General features: G+C 66.7%; 13 protein-coding genes. 4 read left to right on the plus strand and 9 right to left on the minus strand.

All coding sequences use genetic code 11. The features are described 5' to 3' along the window. The first annotated feature begins 115 nt into the window (after positions 1 to 115). Complete coding sequence (locus tag AC0L4C_RS02275; RefSeq protein WP_473401898.1) at positions 116 to 577, plus strand: CoxG family protein; 462 nt, start codon at positions 116 to 118, stop codon at positions 575 to 577. Here the strand turns inward: AC0L4C_RS02275 and edd are convergent. The 4 genes from edd to AC0L4C_RS02295 are packed head-to-tail and all read right to left on the minus strand — an operon-like array spanning position 574 to position 5,491. Beyond that, entirely contained in the window at positions 574 to 2,388 is a 1,815-nt protein-coding gene (gene edd, locus AC0L4C_RS02280) for a phosphogluconate dehydratase (RefSeq protein WP_473401899.1), read from the minus strand. The two genes, AC0L4C_RS02275 and edd, sit on opposite strands and share 4 nt — an antisense overlap. A gap of 32 nt (positions 2,389 to 2,420) precedes the next feature. Continuing rightward, positions 2,421 to 3,116 (minus strand): 6-phosphogluconolactonase, encoded by a 696-nt coding sequence (pgl, locus tag AC0L4C_RS02285; RefSeq protein ID WP_473401901.1) that lies wholly within the window; start codon positions 3,114 to 3,116, stop codon positions 2,421 to 2,423. After that, complete coding sequence (gene zwf, locus AC0L4C_RS02290) at positions 3,113 to 4,591, minus strand: glucose-6-phosphate dehydrogenase (RefSeq protein WP_473401902.1); 1,479 nt, start codon at positions 4,589 to 4,591, stop codon at positions 3,113 to 3,115. Before zwf ends, pgl begins: the two co-directional genes overlap by 4 nt. A 24-nt stretch (positions 4,592 to 4,615) precedes the next feature. Continuing rightward, positions 4,616 to 5,491, minus strand: coding sequence for a glucosamine kinase nucleotide-binding domain-containing protein (locus AC0L4C_RS02295; RefSeq protein WP_473401903.1), 876 nt, complete (start codon positions 5,489 to 5,491; stop codon positions 4,616 to 4,618). 234 nt (positions 5,492 to 5,725) lie between these two features. Here AC0L4C_RS02295 and cobU point away from each other — a divergent pair, with 234 nt between their 5' ends. Beyond that, complete coding sequence (gene cobU / locus AC0L4C_RS02300; RefSeq protein WP_473401904.1) at positions 5,726 to 6,283, plus strand: bifunctional adenosylcobinamide kinase/adenosylcobinamide-phosphate guanylyltransferase; 558 nt, start codon at positions 5,726 to 5,728, stop codon at positions 6,281 to 6,283. Here the strand turns inward: cobU and cbiB are convergent. After that, positions 6,280 to 7,224 carry an adenosylcobinamide-phosphate synthase CbiB gene (gene cbiB / locus AC0L4C_RS02305; RefSeq protein ID WP_473401905.1) on the minus strand — a complete coding sequence of 315 codons (945 nt, stop codon included), beginning with the start codon at positions 7,222 to 7,224 and terminating at the stop codon, positions 6,280 to 6,282. The genes cobU and cbiB overlap by 4 nt on opposite strands. Before the next feature lie 4 nt (positions 7,225 to 7,228). Beyond that, positions 7,229 to 8,680: a cobyric acid synthase gene (locus tag AC0L4C_RS02310; RefSeq protein WP_473403436.1), complete on the minus strand. Its 1,452-nt coding sequence runs from the start codon at positions 8,678 to 8,680 to the stop codon at positions 7,229 to 7,231. A 54-nt stretch (positions 8,681 to 8,734) separates the two neighbouring features. On the opposite strand from AC0L4C_RS02310, the gene cobF reads away from it, so the two are divergent. Next, positions 8,735 to 9,496 (plus strand): precorrin-6A synthase (deacetylating), encoded by a 762-nt coding sequence (gene cobF / locus AC0L4C_RS02315; protein WP_473401906.1) that lies wholly within the window; start codon positions 8,735 to 8,737, stop codon positions 9,494 to 9,496. Here cobF and AC0L4C_RS02320 read toward each other — a convergent pair. Continuing rightward, positions 9,493 to 10,827 (minus strand): cobyrinate a,c-diamide synthase, encoded by a 1,335-nt coding sequence (locus AC0L4C_RS02320; RefSeq protein ID WP_473401907.1) that lies wholly within the window; start codon positions 10,825 to 10,827, stop codon positions 9,493 to 9,495. The genes cobF and AC0L4C_RS02320 overlap by 4 nt on opposite strands. Next, positions 10,820 to 11,632, minus strand: coding sequence for a uroporphyrinogen-III C-methyltransferase (gene cobA / locus AC0L4C_RS02325; RefSeq protein WP_473401908.1), 813 nt, complete (start codon positions 11,630 to 11,632; stop codon positions 10,820 to 10,822). The genes AC0L4C_RS02320 and cobA overlap by 8 nt, the downstream gene beginning before the upstream one ends. 197 nt (positions 11,633 to 11,829) lie before the next feature. Here cobA and AC0L4C_RS02330 point away from each other — a divergent pair, with 197 nt between their 5' ends. Then, entirely contained in the window at positions 11,830 to 12,561 is a 732-nt protein-coding gene (locus AC0L4C_RS02330) for a cobalt-precorrin-6A reductase (protein ID WP_473401909.1), read from the plus strand. Positions 12,562 to 12,578: 17 nt separating this feature from the next. On the opposite strand, the gene cobM is transcribed toward AC0L4C_RS02330, so the two are convergent. Then, positions 12,579 to 13,364, minus strand: coding sequence for a precorrin-4 C(11)-methyltransferase (gene cobM / locus AC0L4C_RS02335; protein ID WP_473401910.1), 786 nt, complete (start codon positions 13,362 to 13,364; stop codon positions 12,579 to 12,581). Positions 13,365 to 13,511 lie beyond the last annotated feature (147 nt).

Raw genomic sequence — 13,511 nt, forward strand, 5'->3', positions numbered from 1 at the left:
CCATGTTCCTCATGTCGCGGGGCGGTGACAATTGATTGCCCCTGCGCCCGACCCTATTTTGCCTATATGGTGCGAAAAAGACGCACGAAAAGTCCCAACCGGCGGAGAAACGATCTTGGAGTTTGGCGGCAACTACCTGTTCTCAGCGCCCCGTGAGCGTGTGTGGGCGGCGCTCAACGATGCCGCCACGCTGAAAGCCGCCATTCCGGGATGCAGCCGCATCGAGTGGACCGGCGAGGCGAGCCTGGAAGTGGAGATCACCGTCAACTTCGGCCTGATCAAACCCACTTTCACCGGCGACCTGTCACTGACCAATGTGGTGCCGGCGGAAAGCTATACGCTGGGCGGCAAGGGGCGCGGCGGCATGCTGGGGATGGCGCAGGGCGCGGCCGATATCATCATCCAGGACGCACCAGGCGGCACCAACCTGAAATTCACCGCCAGCGGCGGCGCCGACGGCGGCATCATGAAGCTGGGCAAGGCGCTGATCGGTAGTTCGGCACAGAAGGTGATCGACGGCTTTTTCGAGCGGTTTGGCGAGGCGATGGGCGTGGAGGTTACGCCCATCAAGGCCTAGCCAAAGACGCTGGCGCCGCGGTCGGCGGCGCCGACGAGGGAGCGGAAGCCGGCGAAGAGCTCGCGGCCCATGCCGAACTGTTCCGAGCGCAGGTCCTGGGTGGCGGGGGTGCGCGACATGAACTCGCGCTCGTCGCCGAGGAAGACGAGCGTACCGGCTTCGGCATCGAGACGGATGAGGTCGCCATCGCGGATCTTCGAGATCGGGCCGCCGTCGGAGGCTTCCGGGGTGACGTGGATGGCGGCCGGCACCTTGCCGGACGCACCGGACATGCGGCCATCGGTCAACAGCGCCACCTTGAAACCGCGATCCTGCAGGATGCTGAGGGCCGGGGTGAGCTTGTGCAGTTCGGGCATGCCGACGGACTTGGGGCCCTGGAAGCGGACCACGGCGACCATGTCGCCATTGAGCTCACCGGCCTTGAAGGCGTCCTGCAGACCCTGCTGGGTGTGGAAGACGCGGGCCTTGGCCTCGATGATGCGGTTCTCGGGCTTGACGGCCGACACCTTGATGACCGAGGCGCCCAGATTGCCGCGCAGCAGCTTGAGACCGCCGTTCTGCGAGAAGGCGGCCGACGCCGGGGCCAGCACCTTGGGGTTGCCGGATTCTTTGGGCGACGGATCGAAGACCAGCTTGTCCTCGAGCAGGCGGGCCTCGACGGCATAGCCGGAGAGGCCATCGCCCCAGACGGTCTTGACGTCCTCGTGCAGGTAGCCGGCCTCGAGCAGTTCGCGGATCAGGAAGCCCATGCCGCCGGCAGCATGGAAATGGTTCACGTCGGCGATGCCGTTGGGATAGACGCGTGTCAGCAGCGGGACGACGTCGGAGAGTTCCGACATGTCTTCCCAGGTGATGTGCAGACCGGCCGCCGCTGCAATGGCGATCAGGTGCATGGTGTGATTGGTCGAGCCGCCGGTGGCGAGCAGGCCGACGAGGCCGTTGACCATGGCCTTCTCGTCGACGATGTGACCGACCGGGGTGTAGGCATTGCCTTCGGCCGACAGCGACAGGGCGCGCCGGGTTGCCTCGCGGGTCAGCGCGTCACGCAGCGACGTGCCCGGATTGACGAAGCTGGCACCGGGGAGATGGAGACCCATGATCTCCATCAGCATCTGGTTGGAATTGGCCGTGCCGTAAAAGGTGCAGGTGCCGGGCGAGTGGTAGGACTTGGCCTCGGCCTCGAGCAGCTCGGCGCGGCCGACCTTGCCTTCGGCATAGAGCTGGCGGACGCGCGCCTTCTCGTCATTGGGCAGGCCAGAGGGCATCGGACCGGCGGGGACGAAGACGCCCGGCAGGTGGCCGAAGGTGAGCGCGCCGATCAAGAGGCCCGGCACGATCTTGTCGCAGATGCCGAGATAGACCGCGGCATCGAACATGTTGTGGCTGAGGGCGATGGCCGTCGACATGGCAATGACGTCACGCGAGAATAGCGACAGATCCATGCCCGGCTGACCCTGGGTGACGCCGTCGCACATGGCGGGAACGCCGCCGGCGACTTGGGCGGTGGAGCCGATCTGGCGTGCCGCTTCCTTGATGATGTCGGGATAGGCCTGGTAGGGCTGATGGGCACTGAGCATGTCGTTGTAGGAGGTGACGATGCCCAGGTTCAGCGTCTTGTTGCCGGCCAGCCTCGCCTTGTCGGCCGGCGCACAGGCGGCAAAGCCGTGCGCCAGGTTGCCACAGGAGAGGGTCGAGCGATAAACGCCGCGTTCGCGGGCAGCCTCGATGCGGTCGAGATAGTCCCGGCGCGACAGCGCACTCCGGGCCGCGATGCGATCGGTCACGTCCTGAATGGACTTGCGGACAGACATGTTTTTCTCCTAGCGGGGCGTCCCCGCTCCTATCAGGGACACCAGAATACGGTCACAGGCTTTTGGGTCTGTCGCAGAACGGCGCGCACGGGCATCTCTTCAACGGTGCCTTCGGCGAGTGCCTGATCCAGAACCTTGGCCTTTTCCTCTCCCTCGATATGCAGATAGACCCCATCCGCGGCGAGAAGGCGGCGGAGGGTCAGCGTGACGCGGGGCTCCCCAGCACCCGGTGCACGGATCGAAATCACCGGTCCCTCGACGGTGAGCGCCTGCTCGAGCGTGTCGCCGCCCGGAAAGAACGAGGCCGTGTGACCGTCGTTGCCCATGCCGAGGACAACCGCATCAAGTTCGCCGATTGCGCCAATAGCGTCGCCGGAGCGGGCAATGCCGGCGGCATCAGGGATGTCGCCGCCCTGGTAGAGCGGCACGAAGGTCGCGGCGGCGGCGGGACCCTGCAGCAGGTTGGCCTTCACCAGCCGGGCGTTGGAGCGATCAGAGGTTTCATCGACCCAGCGCTCGTCGACCAGGGTGACGGTAACCCGCGTCCAGTCGACATCGGTGCGCTGGCTCAGAGCCTGGAAGAATTTTGCCGGCGTGGATCCGCCGGAGACGGCCAGCGCCGCCTTGCCACGGGCCGCGAGACCCGCGTTGAGGTCGCCGGCCACGGCATCGGCCAGCGCCAGCGCCAGTTCGTCCTTGCTCGCAAAGCTGCGCCTGATGGGACTCAATGGCCGTCCTCGTGCCAGGTGCGACCGTCGCGCTCGATCAGCGCGATGGCGCCGGTGGGACCCCAGGTGCCGGCCGTATAGGGCTGCGGCGCATCGGATGTGCCGTCCCAGGCGTGGCGGATCGGATCGACCCATGACCAGGCGGCCTCGAGCTCGTCGCGGCGCATGAACAGGGTCTGGCTGCCGCGCACGACATCGAGCAGCAGACGCTCATAGGCTTCCGGCGTCCGCTCGGTGAAGGTCTGGGCAAAGCTGAGGTTGAGCGGCACTTCGCGCAGGCGCATGCCGCCGGGGCCCGGGTCCTTGATCATCATGAGCAGCTTGACGCCCTCGTCGGGCTGGATGCGGATGACCAGACGGTTGGGCTTGGGCGCGCCTTCGGCATGATCGAACATGGAGTGCGGAATGGCGCGGAACTGGATCACGATTTCCGAAGCGCGCGAAACGAGGCGCTTGCCGGTGCGGATGTAGAAGGGCACGCCGGCCCAGCGCCAGTTCTCGATCTCGGCCTTGAGGGCGACGAAGGTTTCGGTGTGCGAGCCCTTCTTGTCCTCGGGCAGTTCGTCCTGGTAGCCGACGACGGCGGCGCCATCGACGCTGCCGGCACGGTACTGGCCGCGCACGGTGAACTTGGAAACGTCGCCGTTGACGATCGGCTTGAGCGAGCGCAGCACCTTGAGCTTTTCGTCGCGCAGGGCATCGGCCTCGTCGGAGGCCGGCGGCTCGAGCGCCACAAGGCAGAGCAGCTGGATGATGTGGTTCTGGATCATGTCGCGCAGGGCGCCGGACTCGTCGTAATAGCCCCGGGTGCCGGCGCCGACGTTTTCGGCCACGGTGATCTGCACGTGGTCGATATGGGCGGAGTTCCAGATCGGCTCGAACAGGATGTTGGCAAAGCGCAGCGCCAGGAGATTCTGCACCGTCTCTTTGCCGAGGTAGTGATCGATGCGGTAGACCTGATCTTCCTTGAAGATCCGCGACACCTCGTCATTGATCTGCTCGGACGAGGCGAGATCGTGGCCGAGCGGCTTTTCGATCACCACGCGGGCGTCGCGGCGGTAGTAGCCCTGCTTCTTGATGTAGTCGCAGGTGGGGCCGAAGAGGTCGGGCGCGATGGCCAGATAGAAGGCGCGGATGATCTTGGGATCGGTGCGGAGCCCCTTGATCTCGTTCCACTTCTTTTCGTCCGACACGTCATTGGAGACGTAGGACAGGATCGAGACGAAGCGCTCGATGACCTTGTCGTCGCGGTAGGGCTCCTCGACGAAGCTGGCGATGGACTCGCGCGCCGCCGTGCGGAACTCGGCGTCCGTCAGCTTGGTCCGGGACACGCCGATAATGCGGCTCTGCTCGTCGAACTGGCCATCCAGGAAACGGTGATAGAGCGCCGGCAGGAGCTTGCGCTTGGTGAGATCGCCGGTGGCGCCGAACACCACGTAATCGAAAGGCTGGACCGGAATAATGCGGCTGGACACGCTGGGTTGTCTCCTGACGGGTGGTTATGCGCTCTTGTTCTGGCGGGCGAGGATGACCGCGCCATGCAGAGGCTCATGCTGGGGCCGGACGATGAAATCGCCATAGCGCTGTTCCAGCAACGGATAGAGGCGGGTGCCGAGGCCACCGACGGCAGCCATCTTGGTGACGTTGCGTGCCTTGAACCAGGCGACGTAGTTGTCGATGTAGCCGAACTCGATGTCCATGAGTTCGCGGGCCACCGGATCGCCCTTCTCGTAGTACTCCATGACCATCGGCGCCAGGGCGCCGTAGTCGGCGGGCCGGCGATCCTGGAACGACCAGTCCATCACCGCATCAAGCGTGCCGCCCAGTCTTTCGACGGCAGCTTCGGTCAGCGGCGAGCCGGAGACCAGGCCATCGGTGGCCTCGACGGCGCGGCGCACCAGTTCGCGGCCGAGAATGGCGCCGGACATCTGGTCGCCAATGTGGAAGCCCCAGCCGCCGCACTGGTGGCGCTGGCCATCGGCCAGAGCCATGGCGGCCGAACCGGTGCCGACGATGATGACGCCGCCGTCGCCGCCCCCATGGGCGCCGGCGCGGGCGATATCGATATCGTCATAGACGGTCACCTGGGCGAAGGGCCAACTCCGCTCGGAAAACGAGGTGCGTGCCGATGGCAGGCGACCGCCGGCCATGCCGTAGCAGGCGAAGGTGTTGGCAGTTTCGGAAAAATCGATGCCGGCCTTGGCAAAAACTTCCCGCGTCCCCTCGGTAATCGAGGCGTAGGCGGCATCGCCGTTCTCGATCTGCAGGTTCGACCGGCCGCCATTGGCGTCAGCTAGTGTATTGAGGTTTTCGTCGGCGAGCCGGATGCGGCAATTCGTGCCGCCACCGTCCACCCCCAGAAAATAGGTTACCACCCGCGGAGACTCCAAAGGATTTGGTACAGGGCTGTTGCTAGTCGGCGCGGACCATAATGCCAATGCCCCATAGACGAAAGTAGAATAACCAATCGATTTCAGGTGCCAAGCAAGCTTGCCGCATGGCTCGCATGCGGCCAAGGTCGGTTTGTACCGCAATGCGGGCGGATTCGGGATGCCGACGAGGCAGCGCGACGGGCCCGCAACCGGCGGTCAAGGCATAGGAGGTTCGCGATGAGCGAGGGACATGTGCTCGTGCTGGGCGGCGCCCGCTCGGGCAAGACCAGTCTTGCCGAACGGCTGGCGATGCGAGCCGGCAGCAAGCCGGCCTATCTGGCGACAGCCAAGGCGCTGGACGGCGAAATGCGTGAGCGGGTGCGCACCCACCAGGAACAGCGGCAGGGCCGGTTCGCGACAATCGAGGAACCGCTGGACCTTGCCGGGTCGCTGGTGGCGGCGGCGCGCGAGCACGATGTGATCCTTGTCGACTGCCTGACGCTGTGGATCACCAACCTGCTGGGCGCCAACCGCAATGTGGCCGGTGCCGTCGACGAACTGGTGGAGACCCTCGGCGCATTGCGCGAGACGCGGGTGATCCTCGTGTCCAACGAAGTCGGGCTCGGCATCGTGCCGGACAATGCGCTGGCGCGGATGTTCCGCGACCTGGCCGGTTCGGCGCACCAGCGGCTGGCGGAGACCTGCGACGACGTCTATTTCGTGGTGGCCGGACTGCCGATGGTGCTCAAGGGTGATGTGCCGGAAGTGGCGGACCGCCCGATCCACGAAGCCTAGCTGTAGGTGAGCACGGCAATGGCCAGGCAGAGACCCAGCGCCAGGTTGAGGGCCATGGCGTAGAGTTCGAGCGCCTTGCGGATATCGGCCGGCCCGAGATCGCGCCGGCCATCGCCGAGGCCGGGCAGATCCAGCGTTTCGCCGGCATAGGCGCGCGGCCCGCCGAGGCCAAAGCCGAGTGCGCCGGCAAAGGCGGCTTCGGGCCAGCCGGCATTGGGCGAGGCATGCTTGCGGGCGTCGCGCAGGGCGGTGGTCCACGCCTTCTCGGCGTCGGCATCCTTGACCCAGAAGGCGGCGCCGGCAACCAGCAGGGCCGAGAGGCGCGCCGGAATCCAGTTGACCAGATCATCAAGCCGGGCGGCGGCCCAGCCGAATTCGCCATACTTTTCAGTCTTGTGGCCGATCATCGAGTCCGCGGTATTGATGGCCTTGTAGAGAGCGATGCCCGGCAGGCCGCCGAGCAGCCAGAAGAGCGGCGCCACGACGCCGTCAGAGGTCGACTCGGCCAGGCTCTCGACGGCGGCGCGAGAGACCCCTGCCCCGTCCAGCGTTTCGGGGTCGCGGCCGACGATCTGGCTGACCTGCCGGCGGCCGGCCTCGAGCGAATGATCGAGAGCGTCGGCCACGGCGCGGACGGCGCGACCCAGTTCCTTCTGGGCCAGCAGGCTGGTGGCGAGGATGGCTTCGAGGACCCAGCCGAAGGGCACCAGACCGAGCGCCAGCCGGATGGGCACGGTGATGGCGGCGGTGGCAAACAGGAGCGCGAGCAGAGCGAGGACACCGCGCAGACGGCGGTGGCCGCCCGTGTTGAGGGTGGTATCGAGCCAGCCAAGCAGAGCGCCCATCCAGACCACCGGATGACGGATGGCGCCGTAGAGCGGGCGCGGGTAGCCGATCAGACGTTCGAGCAGCAGCGCCAGGGGCGGCAGAAAAACATGCATGGCGTCAGGCCTTTACAGGTCGTGCGAGGGCAAGAATGGCATCGACGTCAAGATGGGTTTCGAGATGCGCTGCGAGGCCATCGAGAGTGGCGTCGATGCTGCGCTCATAGAAAAGATCGCCGGCCGGGGCGCCCAGCGACTGGAGAAACGCCGCGCGAAACCCGTCGGCCGCGAAGAGGCCGTGAAGGTAGGTGCCGGAGACGCCGGCCGCAGTAGCGCCTTCGGGTTTGCCGGAGACCGTGGCGAACGGATTTTGCGTGTCCGGCCCGAGGGTTGCGCCCATATGCATGTGATAGCCGGCAAGCGGCTGGCCGAGCGCCGCAGCGGCCTCGAGTTTGAGCTGCTTGACCGGCTCCAGGGTGGTGTCGACATCGAGCAGGCCAAGGCCGGCGACGGTTTCGGGCTGGCCCTCAAGGCCGAGCGGGTCGGCGATGGTGTTGCCCAGCATCTGGTAGCCGCCGCAAATGCCCAGCACCGGGCGGCCCTGACGGTGATGGGCGCGGATATCAAGGTCCCAGCCTTCGCGGCGGAGCGCCGCCAGATCAGCGATGGTGGCCTTGGAGCCCGGGATGATGACGAGATCGGCCGGCGGCAGCGGGGTGCCGGGCTGGACGATGACGAGATTGACGCCCGGTTCGGCCTTGAGCGGATCGAGATCGTCGAAATTGGCGATGCGCGGCAGGCGGGGGACGGCAATCGTCAAGCTGCCAGAAGAGCTTGGCGGCTTTTCGTCGAGCGCCAGCACGTCCTCGGCCGGCAGCCTGGCCGCATCGGGGAACATCGGTACCGGCCCAAAGCAGGGCACGCCGGTGCGTTGGGCAAGGAAGCTGATGCCAGTGGCGAAAAGGGCGGGATCGCCCTGGAACTTGTTGACCAGCGTGGCGGCGACCAGCCCGGAATCGGCCGGGTCGATGACGGCGAAGGTGCCCACGAGGGACGCAATGACGCCGCCGCGATTGATGTCGCCAATGAGCACCACCGGCAGGCCGGCGGCCTGGGCAAAGCCGAAATTGGCGATGTCGTTGCCCCGCAGGTTGACCTCGGAGGCGCTGCCGGCGCCCTCGACAACGATGATGTCGGCAGTCTCGGCCAGTTCGCGAAAGGCCGCGACGACGTCGGGGAGCAGTTCGCCGCGCTTTTTCCAGTAGTCACGGGCCGGCATCGAGCCGAGGCGCTGGCCGCGCACTATAACCTGCGCGCCGGTTTCGTGCTCGGGCTTGAGGAGAACCGGGTTCATCGCCGTCACGGGCTCGCAACGGGCGGCGCGGGCCTGCAGGGCCTGAGCGCGGCCGATCTCGCCGCCATCGGCAGTGACCGCGGCATTGTTGGACATGTTCTGCGGCTTGAACGGCGCCACCCGCAAGCCACGATTGGCCAAGGCACGACAAAGGCCCGCAACAATCAGCGACTTGCCGACGTCGGAACCGGTCCCCATGAACATGATGGCGCGTGTCATTCCAGGCATGGCGCCGTTCTAGCGGCTGAGGCGCTGATCCGATAGGGAAGTTGCATGCGCACAATTTTGATCATCGGCATCGGGGCAGGCAATCCGGACTATCTGACGGTTCAGGCGATCGAGGCCATGAACCGGGCGGAGGTGTTCTTCATGCCCGATAAGGGCGAGGAGAAGGCCGGGCTGAACGACATCCGCCTCGGCATGCTGACGCGGTTTGTACGTAACCCCAAGTACCGGCTGGTGGATTTCAGGATCCCGGCACGCCGGAAGGCAGCAACGCCGGACTACAGGGAGAGCGTCGACGAGTGGCGGGGCAAGCTCGAGGCAGCATACCAGCGGCTGTTCACCGAGGATCTGCCGGATGGTGGCGTCGGGGCATTCCTCGTCTGGGGTGACCCGACGCTTTATGACGGCACGCTCCGGATTGTCGAGGAGATGCGCAATTCCGGCCATGCGCTTGAAATTGAAGTCATTCCCGGGATCAGTTCGGTGCAGGCGCTGGCGGCGCAGCACCGCGTGACGCTGAACCGGGTGGGCGAGCCGATCACCATTACCACCGGCAGACGGGTGGGCGAGGGCGAGGCGGACGAGCTCAGCAGTTTCATCGCGATGCTCGACAATCACCAGGTGTTTCAACGCTTTGGCGGCGAAACGGAGATCTTCTGGGGCGCCTATCTGGGCACTGCCGACGAGATGCTGGTGTCTGGCAAGGTGGTCGATGTGGCCGAAGAGATCGTCCGCGTGCGGGCCGAGGCACAGGCCAGACATGGCTGGATCATGGACACCTACATGATCCGCAAGCCCGAAAAACCCTAAGCGACATCAATGACATGGGCGTAAGAGCCCATGACATTCCGGTCGACCAGGCCCATGGGCGGCAGAGCCTCGCCGAGGGCATCGGTTGCCGCGAACAGCGGCGTGCCGTGGGTGCGGCGGGCGGAGGAGTAGTGAAACTCGTGCCCGGTCAATGAGTTCGGCCAGGGCAGCGATCCCGTATGGGTCAGCCTGCGGTAGCCGAGGACGCGCCTGGGACGATCGATGCGGGTGTCGTGCGACAGCAGTCCGGCCATGGTGTGGGTGACGCCTGCCTTGTCGGTCAGGGTCTTGCCCAGCACCATGAAGCCTCCGCATTCGCCATAGATCAGCGCGCCTCGGGCGGCGGCGGCGTGCAGTGCGGCGATGAAGTGCTGCTGGCTGGCGATGGCACCGGCGTGCAGTTCGGGATAGCCGCCCGGCAGCAGGATGGCGTCGGCCGTCGGGCCGGGGGTTTCACCGGCGAGCGGCGAGAAAAAGGAGAGGCTGGCCCCGGCGGCGTGCCAGTCGGCCAGCCAATGCGGGTAGAGGAAGGCGAAGGCGTCATCGCGGGCGATGGCGATGTGCTGGCCGAGGGGCGGCAATCGGGCTGTGGCACCCCCCTGCCCGGCCCTCCCCCTCAAGGGGGGCGGGAGATCGACCGTGGAAGGGGGAGGGATCGGCGCGCTGAGCGCCAAAAGCTGGTTGAGATCGAGGAAATCCTCGATAGCGACGGCGGCGTTGGAAACGACGGCGTCGAAGGCGGCGATCTCATCGGGCAGGACGAGGCCGAGGTGGCGGTCGGGCAGCGCGAGGGTGTCGCGGCGCGGCAGGACACCGAGCAGCGGGATCGGCAGTTGCGAGAGGGCGGCGCGCAGCATGGCTTCATGGCGGGCGCTGGCGGCGCGGTTGACGATCAGGCCGGCGATGCGGACGTCGGCGCGCCAGGTGGCAAAACCATGCGCCAGCGCAGCAATGGACTGGCTCTGGCGTTCGGCATCCAGGACGAGGATGACCGGCAGGCCGAGCGTGGCGGCAAGGTCGCCGGTGGAGCCGGTGCCCGAGGCCGCGCCATCAAAGAGACCCATGACGCCTTCGACCAGCAGCAGGTCTGCGGCAGCGGCATGCATGGTGGCGAGACGACGGAGGCGGGCGGGCGCCATGGCCCAGGGATCGAGGTTGATGGCCTCGGTGCCGGCGGCGCGGGCGAGGATGGTGCGGTCGATATAATCGGGGCCGGTCTTGGCCGGCGCGACGGCAATGCCGCGGGACCGCAGCGCTGCGAGGAGGCCGAGCGTGACGGTGGTCTTGCCCGAACCGGAGCGCGGGGCGGCGATGACGAGGCCGTTAGCCAAGGGCGTTCTCGCGCAGCTTTTCCACATACCAGTCGAGATCAATGCGGAGCGGGCCGACCGGACCGAGCACGACAATGGCCGGCGCAGCGAGGAGATGGGCAATGTCGGCAACCTTGCCGAGGGTGCCGTGGACGACGGTCTGTTCGGGCAGGCTGGCCTTCATCACCACGGCGACGGCGTCGTCGGCGGGGCGGCCTGCGGCCATCAGCTTTTCGGCGATGGAGGGCAGATGCTTGACCGCCATATACATGACGATGACCGGCGCCGCATTGGCGACAGCGGACCAGTCGACGGCAGCGGGGACGCCGCCGGTCTCGTCATGGCCGGTGAGGAAGATCACGGCATGATTGGTGTCGCGCGAGGTGGCGGGGATGCCGGCATAGGCGAGGCCGCCAACGCCCGCCGTAATGCCGGGGACGATGCGGAAGCCGATGCCATGGGCGACGAGCGTCGCGCATTCCTCGGCGCCGCGACCGAACATGAAGGGATCGCCACCCTTCAACCGCAGCACGCGCTTGCCGGCGCGGGCCAGTTCGACCAGACGCAGCGAGATATCGGCCTGCTTTTCCGACGGCTTGCCGCCGCGCTTGCCGGCATAGATCTGCTCGGCGGCCGGGCTGGCCAGCGTCAGCAACTGCCGCGAGACCAGCGCGTCATAGACGATGACATCGGCCTGGCCGAGGGCGTGATAGCCGAGCAGCGAGAGGAGGCCGGGGGCGCCGGGACCGGCGCCGACCAGCCAGACGGTGCCCGGCGCGAAGGCCGGGAAGTCGAGCGCATCGAGGGCGGCGAAGTGACCGGCCATCAGCGCCCTCCCCGGCAGACGTGATCGCAAGGGGACTTGCCCGGCGCTGTTATGGTTAACAAAATGTTATGGAAAACCGGCCGCTTAGCGCTAGAATGCGGCATCGCCTCAGACGGCGGCCGGCCGGAGGGGCGGGCCGAGTGGACGTGCCGGGGGACAATCGCCGGGGGGCGATTGACGGGGAAAGTGACGACTGAATGAAGATATTGATTCTGGGCGGCACCGAGGAAGCCCGGACGCTCGCCGATGCCCTTGCGGGCATGGGACATGACGTGACCACCTCGCTGGCCGGAAAGACCAGCGATCCGCTGCTGCCCAAGGGCGAACTGCGCGTGGGGCGATTCGGCAGCGGCGAGGACCTCGCCCGCTATCTGACCGACGAAGGATTTCACCGTCTGGTGGATGCGACCCACCCCTATGCCGTGCAGGCGTCGATGACAGCGGTGCGCGCCGCCGAGGCCAGCGGCGTGCGGCTGGTGCGGCTGGTGCGGCCGCCCTGGGTGGAGCCGCAATACGCGTTCTGGCATCATGTCGAGAACAGCGAGGAGGCCGCCGCCGGCCTGCCGCCGGGGGCCCGCGCCATGCTGACCGTGGGGCATAGCGGGCTCGAGGTGTTTCTGGCGCGGACCGACTGCAGTTTTCTGGTGCGCGCCATCGAAGAGCCGGACAAGCCGCTGCCGGCGCATGCGGAGATGCTGATCTCGCGACCGCCATTCTATGTCGGGGCAGAAACGGAGCTGCTGACGCACGAGGGGATCACCCATCTGATCACCAAGAATTCCGGCGGCGCGCAGACCGAGGCAAAGCTGCAGGCAGCGCTGAAGCTGCGCATCGGGGTGGTGGTGATCGCAAGGCCGCAACTGCCGGAGGCGCATGAGGTGCCGACGGTCGGACGGGCGCTGGCGGCGCTGAAGCTGGACCGGCCCTAGGGTTGCATGCGGAGGGGTCAACCCACCCGCTCCCGCTTATTCTTTTTGCCGGCGTTGCGCAGCACGTGGGAGAAGTGGGCGTCGTAGAGGCTGGAATCGCGGAAGTGTTCCGCCCCGAAGACGTGGCCGACGAAGATCAGCGCCGTGCGGGTGATCTTTTCCTCGCGGACGCGGGCGCGCATATCGGCGAGGGTCGTGACGATGACTTCCTCGTCGGGCCAGGTGGCGCGATAGATGATGACCACGGGACAATCGGCGCCGTAGTGCGGCGTCAGCGCCGACTCGACATAGGCGAGATTGCGGATCGAGAGATGGATGGCGAGCGTTGCCTTGCTGGCCCCCAGCAGTTCGAGGCGCTCGCTGTCGGGCACCGCCGAGGCCTTGCCCGAGGTGCGGGTGAGAATGATGGTCTGGCTGATTTCGGGCAGCGTCAGTTCGGTGGCGAGGCGAGCGGCGGCGCCGGCGAAGGCGGGAACGCCGGGCACGACCTCGTAGGGAATGTCGAGCGCATCAAGCCGCCGCATCTGCTCGGCGACGGCGCCATAGATCGAGGGGTCGCCGGAGTGGACACGGGCGACATCTTCGCCACGCCCGTGGGCTACGGCGATTTCGGCAATGATGTCGTCGAGATGCATCGGCGCGGTATCACGCACCAGAGCCCCCGCGGGCGCTGCGGCGACGATTTCGGCAGGGACCAGCGAACCGGCGTAGAGGCAGACCGGGCAGCGTTCGATCAGGCGCTGGCCGCGCACGGTGATGAGATCGGGCGCGCCGGGACCGGCGCCGATGAAATAGACGGTCATGAGTGACTCCGTTGGATTGCAGAGCCGGTCCGGCCAGATGGTCCCGCGAGCTCGATGACCTCCTCCCCCCTTGCGGGGGAGGTTGGGAGGGGGGTGGTGCGGCTGGTCGCCGACAGACCCCCACCCCCAACCCCTCCCCTCAGGGGG

The sequence above is a fragment of the Devosia sp. J20-27 genome (assembly GCF_055808595.1).